16 protein-coding genes and 1 pseudogene are annotated in these 20,462 nt (G+C 73.4%); 2 read left to right on the top strand and 15 right to left on the bottom strand.

Going from position 1 to position 20,462, the window contains the following annotated elements; all coding sequences use genetic code 11:
- Nucleotides 1-8: 8 nt before the first annotated feature.
- The 13 genes and pseudogenes from htpX to ACFY3L_RS25690 form a co-directional block, all read right to left on the bottom strand.
- Nucleotides 9-881, bottom strand: a complete 873-nt coding sequence (gene htpX / locus ACFY3L_RS25750) for a zinc metalloprotease HtpX (RefSeq protein WP_389328984.1) — start codon at nt 879-881, stop codon at nt 9-11.
- 109 nt (nt 882-990) lie between these two features.
- Nucleotides 991-2,655, bottom strand: a complete 1,665-nt coding sequence (locus ACFY3L_RS25745) for an NADH-quinone oxidoreductase subunit N (protein WP_389328982.1) — start codon at nt 2,653-2,655, stop codon at nt 991-993.
- Between the two features lie 172 nt (nt 2,656-2,827).
- Complete coding sequence (locus ACFY3L_RS25740) at nt 2,828-4,381, bottom strand: NuoM family protein (RefSeq protein WP_389328979.1); 1,554 nt, start codon at nt 4,379-4,381, stop codon at nt 2,828-2,830.
- A gap of 1,174 nt (nt 4,382-5,555) precedes the next feature.
- Nucleotides 5,556-7,406 (bottom strand): NADH-quinone oxidoreductase subunit L, encoded by a 1,851-nt coding sequence (locus ACFY3L_RS25735; protein WP_389328976.1) that lies wholly within the window; start codon nt 7,404-7,406, stop codon nt 5,556-5,558.
- Nucleotides 7,403-7,738: an NADH-quinone oxidoreductase subunit NuoK gene (nuoK, locus tag ACFY3L_RS25730; protein WP_389328973.1), complete on the bottom strand. Its 336-nt coding sequence runs from the start codon at nt 7,736-7,738 to the stop codon at nt 7,403-7,405. The genes ACFY3L_RS25735 and nuoK overlap by 4 nt, the downstream gene beginning before the upstream one ends.
- The gene (locus ACFY3L_RS25725) at nt 7,738-8,262 is read right to left on the bottom strand and encodes an NADH-quinone oxidoreductase subunit J (protein ID WP_389328970.1); all 525 of its coding nucleotides are present in this window, start codon (nt 8,260-8,262) and stop codon (nt 7,738-7,740) included. The genes nuoK and ACFY3L_RS25725 overlap by 1 nt, the downstream gene beginning before the upstream one ends.
- An 82-nt stretch (nt 8,263-8,344) precedes the next feature.
- Nucleotides 8,345-9,928 carry a methyl-accepting chemotaxis protein gene (locus ACFY3L_RS25720; RefSeq protein ID WP_389328967.1) on the bottom strand — a complete coding sequence of 528 codons (1,584 nt, stop codon included), beginning with the start codon at nt 9,926-9,928 and terminating at the stop codon, nt 8,345-8,347.
- Nucleotides 9,929-10,001: 73 nt separating this feature from the next.
- Nucleotides 10,002-10,499: pseudogene (locus tag ACFY3L_RS25715) on the bottom strand (NuoI/complex I 23 kDa subunit family protein); the annotation flags it as partial.
- Between the two features lie 13 nt (nt 10,500-10,512).
- Nucleotides 10,513-11,472 carry an NADH-quinone oxidoreductase subunit NuoH gene (nuoH, locus tag ACFY3L_RS25710; RefSeq protein ID WP_363397215.1) on the bottom strand — a complete coding sequence of 320 codons (960 nt, stop codon included), beginning with the start codon at nt 11,470-11,472 and terminating at the stop codon, nt 10,513-10,515.
- Nucleotides 11,472-12,038, bottom strand: coding sequence for an NADH-quinone oxidoreductase subunit C (locus ACFY3L_RS25705; protein WP_389328964.1), 567 nt, complete (start codon nt 12,036-12,038; stop codon nt 11,472-11,474). The genes nuoH and ACFY3L_RS25705 overlap by 1 nt, the downstream gene beginning before the upstream one ends.
- A 1-nt stretch (nt 12,039) precedes the next feature.
- Nucleotides 12,040-12,552 carry an NADH-quinone oxidoreductase subunit B gene (locus ACFY3L_RS25700; RefSeq protein ID WP_389328961.1) on the bottom strand — a complete coding sequence of 171 codons (513 nt, stop codon included), beginning with the start codon at nt 12,550-12,552 and terminating at the stop codon, nt 12,040-12,042.
- A 4-nt stretch (nt 12,553-12,556) separates the two neighbouring features.
- Nucleotides 12,557-13,954, bottom strand: a complete 1,398-nt coding sequence (locus ACFY3L_RS25695) for a pyridoxal phosphate-dependent decarboxylase family protein (protein ID WP_389328958.1) — start codon at nt 13,952-13,954, stop codon at nt 12,557-12,559.
- On the bottom strand, nt 13,951-15,291 hold the full coding sequence (locus ACFY3L_RS25690) for an MFS transporter (RefSeq protein ID WP_389328955.1): 1,341 nt from the start codon (nt 15,289-15,291) through the stop codon (nt 13,951-13,953). Before ACFY3L_RS25690 ends, ACFY3L_RS25695 begins: the two co-directional genes overlap by 4 nt.
- A gap of 89 nt (nt 15,292-15,380) precedes the next feature.
- Between ACFY3L_RS25690 and ACFY3L_RS25685 the strand changes: the two genes are divergently transcribed.
- Nucleotides 15,381-16,748 (top strand): gamma-glutamyltransferase, encoded by a 1,368-nt coding sequence (locus ACFY3L_RS25685; RefSeq protein WP_389328952.1) that lies wholly within the window; start codon nt 15,381-15,383, stop codon nt 16,746-16,748.
- Nucleotides 16,749-16,769: 21 nt separating this feature from the next.
- On the opposite strand, the gene proB is transcribed toward ACFY3L_RS25685, so the two are convergent.
- Nucleotides 16,770-17,870 carry a glutamate 5-kinase gene (gene proB / locus ACFY3L_RS25680; protein WP_389328949.1) on the bottom strand — a complete coding sequence of 367 codons (1,101 nt, stop codon included), beginning with the start codon at nt 17,868-17,870 and terminating at the stop codon, nt 16,770-16,772.
- Nucleotides 17,871-17,922: 52 nt separating this feature from the next.
- Between proB and ACFY3L_RS25675 the strand changes: the two genes are divergently transcribed.
- Entirely contained in the window at nt 17,923-18,225 is a 303-nt protein-coding gene (locus ACFY3L_RS25675; protein WP_344501872.1) for an MGMT family protein, read from the top strand.
- A gap of 124 nt (nt 18,226-18,349) precedes the next feature.
- Here the strand turns inward: ACFY3L_RS25675 and ACFY3L_RS25670 are convergent, their stop codons facing one another.
- Nucleotides 18,350-20,440 carry a DEAD/DEAH box helicase gene (locus tag ACFY3L_RS25670; RefSeq protein WP_389328945.1) on the bottom strand — a complete coding sequence of 697 codons (2,091 nt, stop codon included), beginning with the start codon at nt 20,438-20,440 and terminating at the stop codon, nt 18,350-18,352.
- Between the last annotated feature and the right edge of the window lie 22 nt (nt 20,441-20,462).

Below are 20,462 nucleotides of genomic sequence, written 5' to 3'. Positions count from 1 at the left end.
GTTTTGCGTCAGCGGTACGAGACACCCGCCATCTGCTCCAACCTGGCGATCCGCTGCTCCATCGGCGGGTGGGTCGAGAACAGCGAAGCGATGCCCCCGCCGCGCAGCGGGTTGTCGATCATCAGGTGGGCCTGGCTGGCGAGCTGACCGTCGGCCGGCAGCGGCAGGGCCTGCGTGCCGCGATGGATCTTGCGCAGGGCGCTGGCCAGGGCGAGCGGGTCCGTGGTGAGCTTCGCGCCCGACTCGTCGGCCTGGTATTCGCGGCTGCGGCTGATGGCGAGCTGGATCACGGTCGCGGCCAGCGGGCCGAGGATCAGCATCAGCAGCAGCCCGCCGATGCCCGGACCGTCGTCGTCGTTCGACGAGCCCCCGATCGGCAGGAAGATCGCCAGCTGCGCCAGCATCGTGATCATGCCGCCGAGCGCGCCGGCGACGCTCGAGATGAGGATGTCGCGGTTGTACACGTGTGACAGCTCGTGTCCGATCACGCCGCGCAGTTCGCGCGGGGTGAGGATGCCGAGGATGCCCCGCGTGACGGCGACGGCCGCGTGTCGCGGGCTGCGACCGGTGGCGAAGGCGTTCGGTTGTGCCGTCGGGCTGATGTACAGCCTGGGCATGGGCTGCCCGGCGGACGTCGCGAGCTCCCGCACGATGGCGTAGAGCTCGGGCGCCTCGGCCTCGGTGACAGGCTGGGCGTGCATGGCGCGCAGGGACAGCTTGTCGGAGAAGAAGTAGCTGAACGCGTTCATGCCGAGCGACACGATCACGGCGACGATCAGGCCGGTGCTGCCACCGAGCCAGTAGCCGACGAGCAGGATCAGCGAGGTCAGCAGCCCCAGGAGGGCCGCAGTCTTGAGACCGTTGAGATGCCTGTGCTGCATACCTCGTACAACGCCACGGTCCGCCGCGTCCCTTCCCCGCGGCGGCTGTGAGCTGGCTGAACGTCTTGTCCGAGCCTCAGCCGGGCCTCAGCCGGGCCTCAGCCGGCCCTCATGGCGTGAAGAACGCCGCCAGCTCGAGAACCCCCTGCGGCGCCAGTCCGACCAGCACCGCGAGCACGGCGGCGACCCCGACCGCCACGGCGACCGGCCACCCGACCGGCGCCACGGCCGGCGTCATGGCCGGTGCGGTGTCCGGTGCCGGTGCGGTTGCCGGCGCCATGACCGGCGCGGTAGCCGCCGCCGGGGCTGTGGTGGTGGCCGGTGCGCCGGCTGTGGGCGTGGCACCGGCCGTGGCCGCTGGTTCCACGGCAGCTGGTTCCACGGCCACTGGTTCTGTGGCAGCTGGTTTCGCAGCCGCTGGTTCCGCGGCCGCGAACAGGGTCGCGACGACCCGGAGGTAGTACGCGAGGCCGATGACCGCGTTGAGCGCCACGATGATCGCCAGCCACGCCGCGTCGCCGCCGAGCAGGGCCCGCACCACGGCGACCTTGGCGAACAGTCCGGCCAGGCCCGGCGGCAGGCCCGCGAGGCCCGTCAGCGCGATCACCAGGACCGCCGTCAGCCACGGCGAGCGGCGGGCGAGGCCCCGGTAGTCGGTGAGCTCACCACCATCGCCGCTGCCCCGGACCGCGACGACGGCGGCGAACGCGGAGAACTCGAGAATGACGTAGAAGAAGGTGTACGCGACGGTCGCGGCGACGGCGAGCGCGATCGCCTCGGTGGTGCGCCCGCGGGCCGCCAGGAGCGCGCCGAGCGGGGCCAGCACGTAGCCCGCCTGGGCGACCGACGACCAGGCGAGCAGTCGCACCATGCGCCGCTGCCGGAGGGCCACGAGGTTGCCGACCGTCATGCTGAGCACGGCGAGCACCGCGAGCGTCAGCCCCGACGTGGCGAGGACCGGACCGCCGGCGAGCACACCGACGAGCAGCAGCGCGACGACCCCGCCGAGCTTCGAGGCGGTCGACAGGTACGCGGCGACCGGCAGCGGGGCGCCGTCGTACGTGGCCGGCGCCCAGGCGTGCGCGGGCACGGCGGCGACCTTGAACGCCAGCCCCGCCAGCAGCAGCACCATGCCGACCTTCAGCAGCGGGCGCAGCTCGGGCACGGCGAGGTCCGCCCTGGCGATGTCGGCGAGGTGCACGCCGCCGGTCGCCGTGTACACGAGGCCGGCCCCGAGCAGCGCCACCGCCGTCGACACGACGCTGACCACGAAGAACGTGACCGCCGCCGACGCCCCGGCGGCGGAGCCGCGTCGGATGCCGACCAGCAGGTACAGCGGCAGGGTGAGCGTCTCGAGCGCCACGATCAGCGTGATCAGGTCGCGGGCGCCGCCGAGGACCACCGCGCCGGTCAGCGAGCAGGCGAGCAGGAAGCAGTATTCGCCGACGGGCACCTCACCCGTCCGCAGCACCGGCAGCGACAGCGCCACCGCGCCGAGCGCCAGGATCGCGAACGCGGCACCGACGGCCGCCGCGGCCGGGTCCGCCACCAGCGAGCACTGGTCGGGTCCGACGCAGAACGCGGTCCGCCGTCCCGCGTCACCGAGCCCCAGCCCCACCCCGATGGCGGTGCCCGCGGTCGCCACCATCCCGAACGCCGTCGCCCCCACGACCGCACCCCGCCGGCCCGGCGCGACCAGGTCGGCGAGCAGCGCGAGGACCGCGGTGGCCGCGGCGACGTACGTCGGCAGGAGCGCGATCTGGTCGATCCTCATCGCCCGGCCTCCCTGACTGGCTCACGGTCCGCCGACCAGGACCTGAGCCCGGCCCGCGGCCCGGACGGACAGCCCCGCACCGACCCGGACGCGTGGCCGGGCCACGGGCCTGGCCGGCGGGCGGTCCCAGGAGCGGCGGCCAGGGCGGTGGCGCGGTGCGTGGAAGGCGTCGTCATCGGGTGATCACGCCTGCCAGGGCGTCGGCGGCGCCGGCGGAGAAGGACAGGACGCCCATCGGGACCACGCCGATGGCGAGGGTGAGGGCAATCAGCGGGGACCAGGCGACCAGCTCGCCCGGCCGGAGGCGGCCGGTCGCGGTCGTGGTGAGTGCGGTGACCGGTGGCGTCGCGGCGCCGTGGGTGACGCGGCGGAGCAGGCGCAGGAAGTAGGCGGCGGCGAGGGCGGCGCCGGCGGCCGCGACGACGCCGAGGGTGGTCCAGAGCGGGCCGCCACGCTCGAAGGCGGCGACGACCGCGAACGCCTCGCCCCAGAAGCCGGCGAGGCCGGGCAGTCCCAGGGACGCGATGGCGGCGAACGCGAGGACGCCGCTGAGGGCCGGCGCGCTCTCCCGCAGCCCGCCGAGCTGGGCGAGGTCGCCGGTGTGCGTGCGGTCCTTGATGCCGCCCGCCACGAAGAACAGCAGGCCGGTGACGACGCCGTGGGCGATGTTGCCGATGAGGGCGGCCTGGAAGCCGGTCGTGGTGAGGGTGGCGACGCCGAGGAGGACGAAGCCCATGTGGCCGACGGAGGAGTACGCGATGAGGCGCTTGAGCTCTGTCTGGGCGAGGCAGACGAGGCCACCGACGATGATGGCGGCGGTGGCGAGGATCCCGAGGACCGGCGCGCTGCGGGCGGCGGCCTCGGGCGCGACGCCGACGGCGACGCGGAGCAGGCCATAGGTGCCCATCTTCAGCAGGACGCCGGCGAGGATGACCGAGCCGACGGTCGGCGCCTCGGTGTGCGCGGCGGGCAGCCAGGTGTGCAGCGGCCAGAGCGGGCTCTTGACCGCGAACGCCACGGCGAGCAGCACGAACGCGAGCAGCTGCACGCCGCTGCCCATCCGGGTGCCCGTCGGGTCGGACAGCGCGACGAGGTCGCCGGTGCCGGCGGCCGACACGACGGTGAAGACACCGACGAGCAGCAGCACCGAGCCGAACAGCGTGTAGAGCACGAACTTGCGCGCGGCGCGGCGACGGTCGGGGCCACCCCAGACGGCGATGACCGCATACATCGGCAGGAGGACGACCTCGAAGAACACGAAGAACAGCACCAGGTCGAGGGCGAGGAACACACCGATGATGCCGACCTCGAGGACCAGCAGCAGCGCCACGAGGAGCCGCCCGCGGCCGGGGTCGGGCACCCGCCAGAGGCAGTACGCGCAGCAGAGCATCGTCAGCCCGGCCGTGAGCGCCACGAGCGGATACGAGATCCCGTCGATGCCGAGATGGAAGCGGAGGCTCAGGTCCGGCGCCCACGGCAGGTCGAGCTCGGCCCACGGGGCGATGGGGTTGGCCTTGATGGGCGCGAACGTCGGGAACTCGCTCGCCGACGACGGCGGCTTCCCGCCGGGCAGGAACGCGAGCACGACGCCGCAGTTCGCGGCGGCGAACGCGGCGCCACCGATGCGGGCGGCCCGGTCGAGCCTCGCCGGCATGCCCGCCGCGAAGATCGCCCCGATCGCCGGGACGATCAGCAGCGCGAGGAGCAGACCCTGATCGGCGCTCACCAGGACACCCCCACGACACGTGCGACGACAACGGCAAGGCCCGCGGCACGCGCCCACCGCGATCCGGCGTGACGACCGCGGAAAGAACGACGGCGCGCAGGAGCGGCATGGGGGCGGACGAGCGGCGAACCGGCGACGGCACCGCCGCACGTCACCGCGACGACAACGGCAAGGCCCGCGGCACGCGCCTGCCGCGGGCCGGCGTGGCGATTTCGGCAAGGACGATGGCGCGGACGAGCGGCGTGGGCGCGGACGGGCAGCGAACCGGCGACAGGAAGCGAACCGGCGACGGCACCGCCGCACGTCACCGCGCCCGGCGGCGCCGCGGCTGGCGGCGCCACGGCTGGCGGGGCCACGGCTGGCGGGGCCACGAGATCGTGGGCGAGCGGCGAACCGGCGACGGCACCGCCGCACGTCACCGCGACGACAACGGCAAGGCCGGTGACGCGCGCCTGCCGCGGGCCGGCGTGGCGATTTCGGCAAGGACGATGGCGCGGACGAGCGGCGTGGGCGCGGACGGGCAGCGAACCGGCGACAGGAAGCGAACCGGCGACGGCACCGCCGCACGTCACCGCGCCCGGCGACGCCACGGCTGGCGGCGCCACGGCTGGCGGCGCCACGAGATCGTGGGCGAGCGGCCCGATCGAGAGCTGAGCGAACGACCGGGCAGGGCGGCCCACGGGCGGTGCTGGGACCGGCTGTGCGACCGATGCGAAGCCACCGTGACGACGGCCGCCGCGACCACGTCGGGAAGCACAGCCACCGGTGAGGACCACACGGGACACCGACGCGGCGCGCGGCGCGCCGACACCGGTCAGCGTCTCGGCTGGGCGACCGACGAGCGGCTCAGCGGACCGGCAGGCCGCCGCCCGGACCAGGTGCCGATCACGCCGCGAAGCCGTGAAGCGATCAGCCCCGGCGCCGACCGAGCGACCCGCAGTGACAGCCGCAGAGGGTCGCTCAGCTGGACGGAGCGCAGGCGACGCGACCCCGACATGACGACGCGGACCGGACGACCGACCCGCAGGCACCAGCCAACCCGACCCCAACGAACAACCAGACACGACCCCAAGCGGAAAACCCACAACACCCGCCACACCGACAAGCGGCTGGGCAGCGACATGACCACGCGGGACGGGCGGACGCGGGACGGGCGGCGAAGCCGAGGAGGAAGTCACCAGGACACCCCCACGACGAGGGCGATGACGGCGGTCAGCAGGGCGGCGCCGGTCAGGACGGTGGTGGTGGCGCGGGGCAGGCCGGCGGCGTGTGCCCGGGTGAGGAGGCCGCCGGTGGTCGTGGCGGCGGTGCCCGTGGCGTCGACGGCGCCGTCGACGGCGGACTCGTCGGTGCGGCGGGCGAGGCGGGCAAGGGCGGTGACGGGGCGGGTGACCAGGGCGTCCTGGACGGTGTCGAGGTAGAAGGCGTTGGCCAGCAGGCGGGTGACGGCGGTGTCGGGCAGGGCGGCGGCCGGGTCGCGCCGCCAGGCGAGGGCGGCACCCGCGGCCAGCAGGGCGAGCGGAACCAGGGCGAAGGCGCCCATCTCGGCGATCGGCTCGTGGCCGCCGAGGCGGGTGGCGAAGGCGGCCGACAGGCCGGCGAAGCCGAGCAGGACCGTCGGCACCGCCAGGACGAGGAGCGGGCCGCGCATCGCCCACGGGGGCTCGTGGGCGGTGCGCGCGGTGGCGGTGCGGGCGTCGCCGAGGAACGTGCGGCGCCAGAGGCGGACCACATAGGCCGCGGTGAGCAGGACGGTGAGCGCGGCGGCGGCCAGGACGAGCCAGGCCGCCCACGCGGGCAGCGGGGACGGGGCGGTCTCGGCGTGGGCGGCGTGCCAGGCGGCCTCGATGATCGAGTCCTTGCTCCAGAAGCCGGCGAGGGGCGGGACGCCGGCGAGGGCGGCGAGGCCGGCGGTCATGGTCCAGAAGGTCACCGGCATGCGGGGGCGCAGCCCGCCCATGGCGGCCATGAGGTTGGTGCCGACGGCGTGGATGACGGCGCCGGCCGCGAGGAAGAGCAGCGCCTTGAAGGCGGCGTGCGTGAGGAGGTGGAACAGGGCCGCGGCGGGGGCGCCGACGGCGAGGGCGCCGGTCATGTACCCCAGCTGGCTGACCGTCGACCAGGCCAGGACCCGTTTGATGTCGTCCTGCCCGAGGGCGGCGAGGGCGCCGAGCAGCATCGTGATCGACGCCATGACGGCGAGGACGGTGACGGCCGCGGCCGAGCGCTCGAACAGCGGATGGAGCCGGGCGACGACATAGACGCCGGCGGCGACCATCGTCGCTGCGTGGATCAGGGCGGAGATCGGGGTCGGGCCGGCCATGGCGTCGGGCAGCCAGGTGTGCAGCGGAAACTGGGCGCTCTTGCCGGCGACGCCCGCGAGGAGCAGGACGCACGCGGCGGTGAGGGTGCCGGCGGGCAGGTCCGCCGCGAAGATGTCGGCGATGCGGAAGCTGTGGGCCTGCAGCCCGAGCAGCACGATGCCGAGCAGGAAGCCGACGTCGCCGACGCGGGTGACGAGGAAGGCCTTGACCGCGGCGCGGGGCGCCTCGGGGAGCCGCCGGTCGTGGCCGATCAGCAGGTAGGAGCAGATGCCCATCACCTCCCAGCCGACCAGCAGGGCGATCAGGTCGCCGGAGACGACGACCAGCAGCATCGCGCCGGTGAACAGGCTGACCTGCGCCGCATAGGGCGCATAGCGCTCGTCGTCGTGCAGGTAGGCCACCGAGTAGACCTGGACGCAGAGCGCGACGACGCCGACGGCGACCGCGACCAGCCCGGCCGGCCCGTCGAGCCAGGTGCCGAGCCGCACGAAGAACCGCCCGAACTCCGCGACGGTGACCCCTGCGTCGGCCGGCCGCGGCCCCCGCAGGGCGACGGCGACGGCGCAGGCCAGGGCGACCGCGGCGGCGCCGACGCCGAGCGCGGCCGCGACGCCGCGGCGCTGGTGCCGCAGGAGCAGCCCGAGCAGCCCGGCGGCGAGCGGGACGGCGGGCAGCGCGAGCCCGAGCAGGTCCGCCTTCACCGCGCCACCTCCGAGCCGGGTGCGGTGGCCTCGGTGAGCGGCAGGTCCTCGACGTCGACGGACCGGCGCAGCCGATACAGCTGGAGGATCAGCGCGAGCCCGACGCCGATCTCGGCGGCGGCGAGCACGATGATGAACAGGGTGAAGGCCTGGCCGCTGTGCGGCACGACCGACCGGATCGTCGCGTCGGCGGTGACGAGCACCAGATTGACCGCATTGAGCAGCAGCTCGACCGCCATCAGCAGCAGCACGGCATTGCGCCGGACGATCACGCCATAGACGCCGATGGCGAAGAGCAGGGCCGCGATCGTGAACGGCAGGACCGGATGCATCAGCGCCCCCGCGAGTCGGGACGGGAGCCGGCGCTGATGTCGGGCCGCGACACCACGATCGCGCCGACCAGCGCCGCCAGCAGCAGCACCGACACCAGTTCGAAGGGCAGGACCCAGGTGCGGAACACCGCGCCGCCGATCGCCTCGGCGGTGCCGGGCGCGGGCAGGCCGACCCGGCTCCAGTGGAACGCGTCGGCGAACAGGACCACGAGCCCGGCGCCGGCACCGGCGCCGACGAGCGCGCCGGGCCAGCGGACCCGGTCGAGATCGTCGCTGGCGCCGATCGGCGCGCGGGTCAGCATGACCGCGAAGAGCAGCAGGACCACGACGGCACCGACATAGAGCAGCACCTGCACCCAGGCGAGCAGCTCGGCCGACAGCACGAGATAGAGCCCGGCCACCGCGCCGAGCGTGACGACGAGCCACAGCCCGGCCCGGACCACGTGGCGGGTGGTCACGACCAGCAGGCCCGCGCCCAGCGCTACGGCGCCGAGCGCGGCGAGCAGCACATCCGCCGCTGTCATCTCGATGCCACCCTCATGGCGGACATCCTGCCACCAGGGTGTGACAGGTTTCGACTGGCGGGCGGCAAAGAGGAGCAAAAAGCTACGCCCGGAAGCGCGACACCACCCGGCTCAGGTCCGCGGACATGCCCGCCAGCTCCGCCGCCGCCGACTCCGTCTCCTGCACGCCGACGCTCGTGGACTGCGCCGCCTTCGCCACCCGGTCGATGCTGGCCGCGATCTCGGTGCTGCCGTTCGCGGCGTTCGCCGCGTTGCGCCCCATCTCGTTCGTCGTCGCGGTCTGCTCCTCGACCGCCGAGGCGATCGTCGTCTGGTAGCCGTTGACGCTCTCGATGACCTCGCTGATGCGGCTGATCGCGGCCACGGCGCTGGCCGCGTCGGCCTGGATCGCGGAGATCCGCTGGCTGATGTCCTCGGTCGCCTTCGCGGTCTCCTGAGCGAGATCCTTGACCTCGTTGGCGACGACGGCGAAGCCCTTGCCGGCCTCGCCGGCGCGGGCGGCCTCGATCGTCGCGTTCAGCGCGAGCAGGTTGGTCTGCGCCGCGATGCCGGTGATGACGTTGATGACGTTGCCGATCTCGGCGCTGGACTCGCCGAGCTTCGCCATGGTGCGGGTGGTCTCGTTGGCGGCCTCCATGGCCTCGTTGGCGACCCGGACCGCCTCGGTGGCGTTCTGCGCGATCTCGCGGATGCTCTCGTTCATCTCGTCGGTGCCGACGGCGACGGTCTGCACGTTGCGGGACACCTCGCCGGCCGCGCCGCTGACCGCGGTGGCCTGCTCGGCGGCGTCGTCGACGCCGGAGGCGATGGTGCGGGCCACGCCGGTGAGGCGGTTCGACGAGCCGGCCAGGGAGGTCGCGGAGGTGCCGACGAGGCGGACCATCTCCGCGATGCGGTCGAGGCTTTCGTTCAGCGCCCGGCCCATCTGGCCGACCTCGTCGCCGCTGGTCACGTCCATGCGGGCGGTCAGGTCACCGGTGGCGACCTCGTCCAGGACGGTCTTGGCACGGCGCACCGAGCGCACGATCGAGCGGGCGACGAAGCCCGCGAGGAGCATCGACAGCAGGATGCCGAGCACCAGCATGACGATCAGGCTGGTCCGGGCGGAGCTGTAGGTGTCGGCGGCCTGGTCGGTGGTGTGCTTGGCGTTCGCCTGCTCGATGTCGGCGATCTTGCTGCCGGTGTTCTGCTGCGCCTCCAGGATCGCGCCCATCTCCGGATTGAAGAGCACCCCCATGGCGGCGGGCATGTTGCCCTGCCGGACGGCCGGCAGCAGCTGCTCGTCGCGGATCTTGCGGACCGCGGCCATCTGCCTGGCCAGCTCGTCGGCGAGCTGCTTGCCCTCGGCGGTGTGCCGGCTGGCGAGGTAGCCGGCGTACGCGGCGTCGAACTCGGCGTCGACGGGTTTGATGTACCCGGTGACGATCTGATCCAGGTTCGCCGCCGGGCTGATGGCCGCCGCGTACATGAGCAGCTGCGTCTCGGTCCAGTGGTTCTGCATCCTCTGGGCGTGGTACCCGGGCGCGCCGGCCGTCGCGTACACCTCGCCGGTGTGCTGGTTGAGCACCCGCAGCCGGGTGATCCCGTAGACGCCGACCACCACCGTCACCACCGAGACGAGCAGGAAGCCGATGAACAATTTTTGCGAGATCCCCAGCCGGGACATGCCGCCACCTCCGCGCTGTGGCCGCGTCGAGGGCGCGGCTCACCACGAGGATCGGTCAGACAGCGCCGCGACCTGAGCGTTTTGCGGCGGCGGTCTGCTCTTTGGCCGGTTCGCCCCGGTGGTCGTGGGCCGGCGGGGCGGGGACGGTCGCGACCCACTCCTCCAGGCGCTCCTTCTCGTGCAGCAGGTCCCGGATGTCGTGCTCGGCGTACTCGAACTCCGGCGTCCAGTGCAGGGCGTCGAAGGGGCACACCTCGACGCAGATCCCGCAGTACATGCAGAGGGAGAAGTCGATCGCGAACCGGTCGAGGACGTTGCGCTGCCGGGCCCGCGCCGCGCCCGGGACGACGACCTCCTCCTTGTGGGAGTCGATGTAGATGCACCAGTCGGGGCACTCCCGGGCGCACAGCATGCAGACCGTGCAGTTCTCCTCGATGAGCGCGATGACGCCGCGGCTGCGGGGCGGCAGGTCGGGCTCGACGTCCGGGTACTGGTGCGTGTGGGAGCGCTGGGTCAGCGTGCCGAGCGTGACGGCGAGCCCTTTGACGAGACCCTTACCAGGAATTTCCACAGTCGGAGACCTTTCAGAGCGCGACCTTGACCGCGGCGGTGAGCACGAGCTGCAGCAGCGCGAGGGGGACGAGGATCAGCCAGCAGAGGCGCTGCAGCTGGTCCTCACGCAGCCGCGGATACGCCACCCGCAGCCAGATCACGACGAACGCGACGGCGAAGACCTTCAGCAGCGTCCACAGCCAGCCGAGCTGGTCGTCGAACGGCCCCTTCCAGCCGCCGAGGAACAGCACGGTGGTGAGGGCGGCGATGACGACGATGCCGACGTACTCGGCGAGCAGGAAGAACGCGAAGCGCAGGCCCGTGTACTCGGTCATGTAGCCGAAGACCAGCTCGGAGTCGGCGATCGGCATGTCGAAGGGCGGGCGGCGGATCTCGGCGAGCCCGGCGGTGAAGAAGATCAGCATCGCCGGGAGCTGCCACAGCAGCCACCAGGGGCGCCACGCCTCGACGATGCCGGACAGCGACAGCGTGCCGGCGGCCATCGCGACCGACGCCGCCGACAGCACGAAGGGCAGCTCGTAGCCGAGCAGCTGCGCGGCCGCCCGCAGCCCGCCGAGCAGCGAGTACTTGTTGGCCGAGGACCAGGCCGCCATGAGCACGGCGATGACGCCGATGCCGACGACCGCGAGGACGAAGAACAGCCCGACGTCGAGCGGCTGGGCGACGAGGCCGTGCGGGCCGAGGGGGATGACCAGCAGGACGGCCAGGTAGGGCAGCAGCGCGACGACCGGCGCGAGCCGGAACACCGGCCGGTCGGCGGCGCGCGGGGTGATGTCCTCCTTCTGCACGAACTTGACGCCGTCGGCGACCAGCTGGGCCCAGCCGTGGAAGGCACCGGCGTACATGGGGCCGAGGCGGCCCTGCATGTGCGCCATCACCTTGTGCTCGGCCTGGCCGACGATGAGCGGCAGGGTGAGGAACGCGCCGACGACGACCAGCACGCGCAGCGCCAGCTCCAACCAGATCGGCATCAGGTCCGGCCTCCCGGCCACTCGCTGGGGTCCGGGACGCCGGGCGGGCGCATCGGGGCGCGCTTGGTGGCGGTGTGCTCGCTCTCCCCGGGCTCCTTCGCGCCGGGCCACGGCTTGGCGACCCGGGACGCGAGGACGAACTCCTTGCGCAGCGGGTGCCCCTCGAACTCCGGCGGCAGCAGCAGCGGGGTGAGCGCGTCGTTGCCGGTGAAGTCGATGCCGAACATCTCGTGCGTCTCGCGCTCGTGCCAGGCGGCGCCCGGGTACACCTCCACGACCGACCCGACCGAAGGCGCGGTGCGTGGCAGCGAGGTCCGCAGCAGCAGCCCCCGCAAGGCCGAGGTCGAGTAGACGTGCGCCACCACGGTGAAGCCGTCGGGCAGCTCGTCGACCGCGGACAGCCAGTCGAAGAAGTCACAGGCCAGCTCGTCGCGGGCGGTCAGCAACGCCGAGCCCCAGCGCGACGGCGGCACGTCGACGGTCGGCCGGGCGAAGCGACCGCCGCCGGCGGACTCGCCGACCGTCGCGTCGTCACCGAACAGCGCCCCGAGCTCCTCGAAACCCACGTCACGGCCTCCGCACCGGCGGCGCGGTCAGCGCCTTCACGTCCTGGCGGTTGACCCCGCCGAGCCCCGACCGCTCCTCCGCGATCTTGTCCTGGAGCTTCATGATGCCGTGCAGCAGCGCCTCGGGGCGGGGCGGGCAGCCGGGGATGTACACGTCGACGGGGATGATCTGGTCGACGCCCTTGGTGACGGAGTAGGAGTCCCAGTAGGGCCCGCCGCAGTTGCTGCACGCGCCGAAGCTGATCACGTACTTCGGCTCGGGCATCTGGTCATACAGCCGCTTGACCGCGGGCGCCATCTTGTCGGTGACGGTGCCGGAGACGACCATGAGGTCGGCCTGGCGCGGCCCGTGCGCGAACGGGATGACGCCGAGGCGCATGAAGTCGTGCCGCCCCATCGACGTGGCGATGAACTCGATCGCGCAGCAGGCGAGACCGAAGTTGAACACCCACAGCGAATAGCGGCGCCCCCAGTTGAGCACGAACTTGATCGGGTCGCCCAGGACACTCGACATACGGTCAGCCTACGCTCGTCGGCCGCTGCAGCAGACTGAGGAAAGCGACCAGTAACTGCTCGCGCACAGCCGGTGGCGCCGCGTTCAACAGCGTGTTGATCATGGCCATCCGATCGGGCAGCACCGACGCACCGGAGCCGACACCGAGGGCGGCCGCGACCGCTTCGACGGACCCCAGGAGATCGAAGATCCCGTCAGGAAGCGAGACAGGCCCGAGCGCGCGGGCGGCGTCGACCGAGGCGGCGAGATCCGCCGCGAACTCCGCCACCCGGGGTGCCACCGCAGCGGTCACCGTCAGGTGTACCGACGGCGCGATGTCCCCGTGCTGGAACTGCGGCTGCGTGTGCCACCCCCGCGCCGCGAGCTCGTCCGCGAGCACGAAGAGATCCACCGAGGTGGACTGGAACGCCACCACCGTCGACTCGACCGGCAGCAGGACGAGCCCGTCGACGGCGGCGACGGCGGCCGCGAGGCCACGCACCGCGTCAAGGGTCGTGGCGGCGAGCGCCAGGTAGCCGTCGTCGCCGAGGTGCCGCAGGGTCGCCCAGGCGGCCGCGATCGGCCCGCCGGAGCGGGTCGAGGAGATGACCGGGTTGACCATCGTGTACCCCGGCCAGTCGGCGTAGCCGAAGTACTGCGGCAGCCGCAGCCGCTCGTCGCGGTGCAGCAGGACCGACACGCCCTTCGGCGCGTAGGCGTACTTGTGCAGGTCGACGGAGATGCTGGTGACGCCCGGGACGGACAGGTCGAACGGCGGGACGGGCTCGCCGAGGCGGCGCAGGAACGGCAGCGTCCACCCGCCGAAGCAGGCGTCGACGTGGCAGCGGACCCCGGCCGCGGCGGCAGCGGCCGCGATCGGCTCGACCGGGTCGATGAGCCCGTGCGCGTACGACGGCGCCGAGCACACCACGAGCACCGTGGAGGGCCTGATGGCCGCCGCGACCGCCGCCGGGTCGACCCGGAGGTCGGCGCCGACCGGTACCACATCCAACGCCACCCGCAGATAGGCGGCCGCCTTCGCGAGCGCGGCGTGCGCCGTCACCGGCATCACCAGGCGCGGCTCGGCGATGTGCGGCGCGGCGTCGCGGGCCGCCTTCACGGCGAGGATGAGCGACTCGGTGCCGCCGCTGGTGACGCTGCCGACCGTCGCCGGGCCGCCGCCGAGGACCGCCGCGGCCATGCCGACGAGGTCGTTCTCCATCCGCAGCAGCGACGGGAACGCGGTCGGGTCCAGCCCGTTGACGTGCGCGGACGACGCGTACGCGGCGGCGGCCAGCTCGTCGAGGCCGGGCACCGCCGGGTCGTAGACGTAGGCGAACAGCCGCCCGCCGTGCGTCGGCAGGTCAGCCTTGCGCAGCTCGGCGAGCTCCGCCAGCACCTGCTCGGCCGGGACACCCTTCACGAGACCTCCTCGGTGAGCCGTCGTTCGGTCAGGTCGTAGCCTCGCAGACCGATGAGCGCCGATGCCACGACGATGGCCGGCACGACGGTGAACCCGAGCAGGACGCCGAGTTTCGCGGTGTCCGACTGCAGGGCCGCCTCCCCCGACGAGCTGGAGACGTATCCGAAGATCGCCAGGAGGACGGCGAAGACACCGGGGCCGAGCGCCATGCCCAACGTCTCCCCCGCCGTCCACAGGCCGGTGAACACGCCGGCCTGGCGCCGCCCGGTCCGCCGCGCGTCGAAGGCGATGCAGTCCGGCAGCATCGCCATGCCGAAGACCTGCTGGCCCGCGTACCCGCTGCCGACGAGCCCGGTGAGGACGTAGACGAGGGCCGCGGGCAGGAACGGGGCCAGCGCCAGCAGCGCCGCCGCGCCCGCGAACACCAGCGACGCGATCGTGAAGGAGCGGAGCTTCCCGAGCCGCGCGCCGACCCGCGTCCAGACCGGCATCACGAGCAGCGCCGGGCCGACGAAGCAGGCGAAGAGCAGCGTCGCGCCGGTGTCCGGGGACTCGAGGATCTGCGTGGCGAAGTAGCTGACCCCGGCGAGCATCGTGGCGATGCCGGCGGCCTGCACGACGAAGCAGATCAGCAGCAGCCGGAACGGCCGGTTGCCCCGCACGACCCGCAGCTGCGCGGCGAACGACGGCTCGCTCGGCAGCACCTTCCCGACCGGGGCGCTCCTCGTGCCGAAGAAGGAGCCGAAGGTACCGACGAGAATCAACGCCGCGACGAACACCCCCATCGCCCGGTGACCGGGGACGCCACCCCCGAACTGCTTCGTCACCATCGGCGACAGCGCCCCGGACACCAGGATCGCGACCGCGAGGATCGCGACCCGCCAGCTCATCAGCCGGGTCCGCTCGGCGTAGTCGTCGGTCATCTCGGCCGGCATCGCCACGTAGGGCACCTGGTAGAACGCGAACGCGGTCGCCGCGAGCAGGAACATCACGGCCGCATAGGCGGCTGATCCGCCACCGAACGGCGCGGCGAAGATGCCGGCGAAGAGCACCGCGAGCGCGAGGCCGCCGAAGAGCAGAAATGGCCGCCTGGCCCCCATCGGGGTGCGAGTACGATCGGAAATCCTCCCGGCAACCGGGTTGATCAGCACGTCCCACGCCTTCGGCGCCAGGACCAGCAGCCCGGCGATCCCGGCAGCGACGCCGAGGGTGTCCGTCAGGTATGGCAGCAGGAGAAGTCCGGGCACGGTGCCGAACGCGCCGGTGACCAATGAGCCGAGCGCATAGCCCGCCCGCACACGTCCCGGCAGGACCTCGGTTCGCACGTCTGGGGCCATGGTCCACGGATGCTAGCCACCGCCTCGCAGGAAGGGAACCTCCGCTGTCCACCGCGCTGCTGCAGCCCCAGTCACGCCCCAGGTCGTCGGTGCCGGCCGGGGTCGCCGCCGGGCATCCGGCCACGACCGAGGTCGGGCTGCGGGTCCTCGCGGCCGGCGGGTCCGCGGCCGACGCCGCCGTCGCCGCGATGCTGGCCGGGTGCGCCGCGGAGAGCGTCCTGACCGGGCTGGCCGGCGGTGGGTTCGCGACCTACTTCGACGCGGCCACCGGCGAGGTCACCTGCCTCGACTTCTTCTGCTCGGTGCCCGGCCTGGGCAGCACCACCCCCGCGGCCCCGATGGAGCCGATCAGGATCTCCTTCGGCGGTGTGCCGCAGCGGTACGAGATCGGCGCGTCGAGCGTCGGCGTGCCCGGCATCCCGGCCGGGGCCGGCGAGATCCACCGGCGCTGGGGCCGCCTGCCCTGGCAGCGGGTCGTGGCGCCGGCGCACAACCTGGCCCGCAGCGGCGTGCTCCTGCCGTGGGCGCACGCCCGGACGCTCGTGTCGCTCGCGCCGGCGATGCTGCCGGGTCTCGGTGCCGCGGTGTACGCGCCGGAAGGGCGACTCCTGGAAGGCGGCGAGCTGCTGCACCACCCCGGCCTCGACAAGACGTTCGGGATCCTGGCGGAGGAGGGCCCGGCCGCCTTCTACACCGGGCGGATCGGTGCCGCCATGCTGGCGGAGGTCGCCGCCGGCGGTGGCGTGCTCAGTCCGCTGGACCTGTCGTCGTACCGGGTGCTGCAGGCACCGGTCTCATCGGCCTCGTTCGGCCCCTACCGGGTGCTGGCTCGCGCCGACCTGAACGAGACGATCAGGACGATCGCCGCGCTGCCTCCCCTGTTCTCGCCACGCGATCTCGCGTCGGCGTTGCTGGCGTACGGGTCGCAGCGCCTCGGCGACACCACCAACATCTCGGTCGTCGACGGCGCGGGCAACGCCTGCGTGATCACCATGACGCTCGGGATCGGGGCCGGGGTGTGGCTGCCCGGCCTGGGCGTCCACCTCAACTCGATGCTCGGCGAGGGCGAGCTGATCCGCCCGGGCACGCTGCCCGGCGAGCGGATGGCGTCGTGCATGTGCCCGGCCGTGGTCCTGGACGCCGCCGGCGCGCTGGTCATGGCGATCGGCTCGGCCGGCGCGACCCGCATCCGCACCGCGATGATCCAGACGCTCACCAACGTCCTCGTCCACGGCGACGACATGACGGCCGCGATCCGCCGGCCGCGCTTCCACCCGGTGTCGGTGGACGGGTCACGGCTCGTCCACCTCGAGCCCGGCTGCGACCCGTCGCCCTTCACCGGCTTCGAGGTGCAGCAGTGGGACCGGCTCGACCACTACTTCGGCGGCGTCAGCGCCGTCGGTCTCGCGGGCGCCGCCGGCGACCCCCGCCGCGGCGGCGTGGGCCGGCTGCTCTAGTTCGTCGCTGCAGTTTCGTCGCTACAGCAGGACCAGGTCGTCGCGGTGGACGACCTCGCGCTCGTACGCCGGGCCCAGCGCCGCGGCGAGCTCCCCCGTCGACCGGCCGAGCAGCGGCGGCAGCTCGGCCGCGTCGTAGTTGACCAGGCCGCGGGCCACCGGCACGCCGCCCACGTCGACCAGGTCCACCGGGTCCCCCGCCGCGAACCGGCCGTCGACCGCGGTGATCCCGGCCGGCAGCAGCGACGCGTGCCGCTGCCGCACGGCCTGCACGGCGCCGGGGTCCAGGTGCAGCCGGCCGCGCGGGCTCGTGGCGTGCGCGAGCCAGAACAGCCGCGCCTGCGGCCGCTCCCGCAGCCGGTGGAACAGCGTCCCGACCGGCTCCCCGGCGAGCACCGCCTTGGCGTTGGGCGCGGAGGTCAGCACCACCGGGATGCCGCTCGTCGTCGCGATCCTCGCCGCCTCGACCTTGGTCACCATGCCGCCGGTGCCGACGCCGGCCTTCCCGGGCCGCTTCACGTCGATGTCGCGCAGGTCGTCCGGCGAGCGCACATCGGTGATCGGCAGCGACCCCGGTTTGGAGGGGTCGCCGGTGTACAGGCCGTCCACGTCCGACAGCAGCACCAGCAGATCCGCGTGGACGAGGGACGCGACCAGCGCGGCGAGCCGGTCGTTGTCGCCGAACCGGATCTCCTCCGTGGCGACCGTGTCGTTCTCGTTGACGACCGGGACCGCCCGCAGGTCGAGCAGGCGCCGCAGCGTCCGGTACGCGTTGCGGTAGTGCGCCCGGCGGGTCACGTCGTCGACCGTCAGCAGCACCTGCCCGACGACCTTGCCGTGCCTGGCGAACGCGTCGTTGTAGGCCCGCATCAGCAGCCCCTGCCCGACGCTCGCCGCCGCCTGCTGCGTCGCGAGGTCCTTCGGCCGCTTCAGCAGCCCCAGCGGGGCCAGCCCGGCCGCGATCGCCCCGGACGACACCAGCACCACCTCCGCGGGGCTCGCCGCGAGGGCGTCGACGAGCGCGTCGACCCGCGCTCCGTCGAGCCCGCCGGCCGCCGTGGTCAGCGACGACGACCCGACTTTGACCACGATCCGTCGAGCCTCGGTGACCTGGGTGCGCACGCCGCCTATCTTGCCGGGTCGGCATGTTCGATCCACGGTAGGTTCCCATATCGTGGCCGACGACGATTTCACAGAGCTGGTCCTCACCGTGGTGGAACGCATCCCGCCCGGCCGCGTCATGTCCTACGGCGCCATCGCCGAATACCTGGGTCGCGGCGGCCCCCGCCAGGTCGGCGCCGTCATGTCCCACTACGGCGGCGGCGTCCCCTGGCACCGCGTCGTCGCCGCCAACGGCCGCCTCGTCCCGGGCCACGAGCAGGAGGCCCTCCGCCGCCACCGCGAGGAAGGCACCCCGCTCAGGTCGGACAAGATCGACATGCGCCGAGCCGCCTGGTGGCCAGACGACACCCCCTGACCCCCCTCCCTCGTGATCCCGAACGATTCCGGTAGCCAGAGCAACCACAACGATCCGGGATCACGGAACGGCCGGCCCACCGCAGGAGGCGGAAGCTCTCCCGCCGTCAGGCGGGCGGGAGGGGTCAGGCGGAGACGGCCAGGGCGAACGGCAGGACCGCCGGGGCGCCGGCGCGCAGCAGGAGGCGGGCGGCGATGGCCATCGTCCAGCCGGTGTCGACCAGGTCGTCAACGAGGAGGACCGGGCCGTCCAGGCCCTGCAGCCTGGCGGCCAGCTCCGGCGGGACCGTGAAGGCGGCGTGCAGGGCGCGGACCCGCTGGGCGCTGTTGGTGCGGGAGGCCGCGTCGGCCGAGTGGGACGGCCGGACGGTGCCGAGCTGCGGCATCCGGCCGACCTCGGCGATGCGGGCGCCCAGGGAGTCCACGAGGACCGGGGTGCTCTGGGAGCCGAGGACCACGACGCCGACGGGGCGGGCGGGCCAGCGCTCCTCGCCCTTCGCCCACTCGGTCAGGGTGGCGAGGACACCGGCGAAGATGTCGTCGGGGAGCGGGGCGTCGGGGGCGGCGAGCAGCCTGCGGAGCTTGTCGCCCCAGCCGAGGTCGCTGAGCCGGCCGATCGCCCGGCCGGGAAGGGTCTGCTCGGCGGGTGGGATCTTGCCGGTGAGGGAGACGCCGACGGCGGAGAGGCCCGTCGGCCACTGCTTGCGCGGGGCGATCTCGACGCCGGTGCGGCCGAGGTGGGCGCGGGCCGAGGCGAGGGCGTCGTCGGAGACCTCCACCGGATACCAGGTGCCCGCGCACGTGTCGCAGCGGCCGCAGGGGACGGCGCCCGGGTCGTCGAGGGTCCTGCGCAGGAACTCCAGGCGGCAGCTGGTCAGGGCGGCATACTCGCGCATCGCGTCCTGCTCGGCGGCGCGGGCGGCGTCGATGCGGTCATAGCGCTCGCTGTCGTGGTGCCAGGGGGCGCCGGTGGACTCCCAGCCGCCGCGGACGCGGCGGACCGCGCCGTCGACGTCGAGGACCTTGAGCATCAGCTCGAGCCGCCCGTGGCGCAGCTCGACCTGCGGCTCGATCGCGGTGGTGGACATCGGCCGGCGGGCCGAGTCGAGGACCGCCAGGACGCCGCGGACCTGCGCCTCGGGCGGGAAGGCGAGGGACGCGAAATACCGCCAGATGGCCTGGTCCTCGGTGCCGGGCAGGAGCAGGACGTCGGCCTTGTCGACGGCGCGGCCGGCCCGGCCGACCTGCTGGTAGTAGGCGATCGGGGACGACGGGGCGCCGAGGTGCACGACGAAGCCGAGGTCGGGCTTGTCGAAGCCCATGCCGAGCGCGGACGTGGCGACGAGGGCCTTGATCCGGTTGTTGAGCAGGTCGTCCTCGGCGGCGAGGCGGTCCGCGTGCTCCGTCTGGCCGGTGTACGCGGCGACCTCATAGCCACGGCCGCGCAGATAGGCGGCGGTCTCGTGGGCAGCGGCGACGGTCAGCGTGTAGATGATCCCGGAGCCGGTGAACGCGCCGAGGTGCTCGCCGAGCCAGGCGAGCCGGTGCGGGGCGGACGGCAGCGTCAGCGAGCCGAGGCGCAGCGACTCGCGGTCGAGCGAGCCGCGCAGGACGAGCGCGTCGCCGAGCTGCTCGGCGACGTCGGCGGTGACGCGGGCATTGGCGGTTGCGGTGGTGGCCAGGACCGGCGTGCCGGGGGCGAGGTCGGCCAGCAGGGTGCGCAGCCGCCGGTAGTCGGGGCGGAAGTCGTGGCCCCAGTCGGAGACGCAGTGCGCCTCGTCGACGACGAGCAGGCCGGTGCTCGCGGCGAGCTTGGGCAGCACGTTGTCGCGGAAGTCGGGGTTGTTGAGCCGCTCGGGCGAGACGAGCAGGACGTCGACGGCGCCGGCGGCGATCTCGCCGGTGATCTCGTCCCACTCCTCCAGGTTGGCCGAGTTGATCGCGCGGGCGGCGATCCCGGCGCGGGCGGCGGCGTCGACCTGGTTGCGCATGAGCGCGATCAGCGGCGAGACGATCACCGTCGGGCCGGCCCCACGGGCGCGCAGCAGGGCGGTGGCGATGAAGTACACCGCCGACTTGCCCCAGCCGGTGCGCTGCACGCAGAGGACGCGGCGGCGCTCCGCCACCAGGGCGGAGATGGCGGCCCACTGGTCCTCCCGCAGTTCGGCGGAAGGACCAGCGAGCTTCTTCAAGAGCAGGGACGCCTCAGATCGCACCCCTCGAACCTAGCAACCAGGT

The organism is Dactylosporangium sp. NPDC000521 (genome assembly GCF_042898305.1).
Taxonomy (GTDB): Bacteria; Actinomycetota; Actinomycetes; order Mycobacteriales; family Micromonosporaceae; genus Dactylosporangium.
The sequence above is the reverse complement of the archived record's forward strand: the minus strand, read 5'-3'. Positions and strand labels throughout refer to the sequence as shown.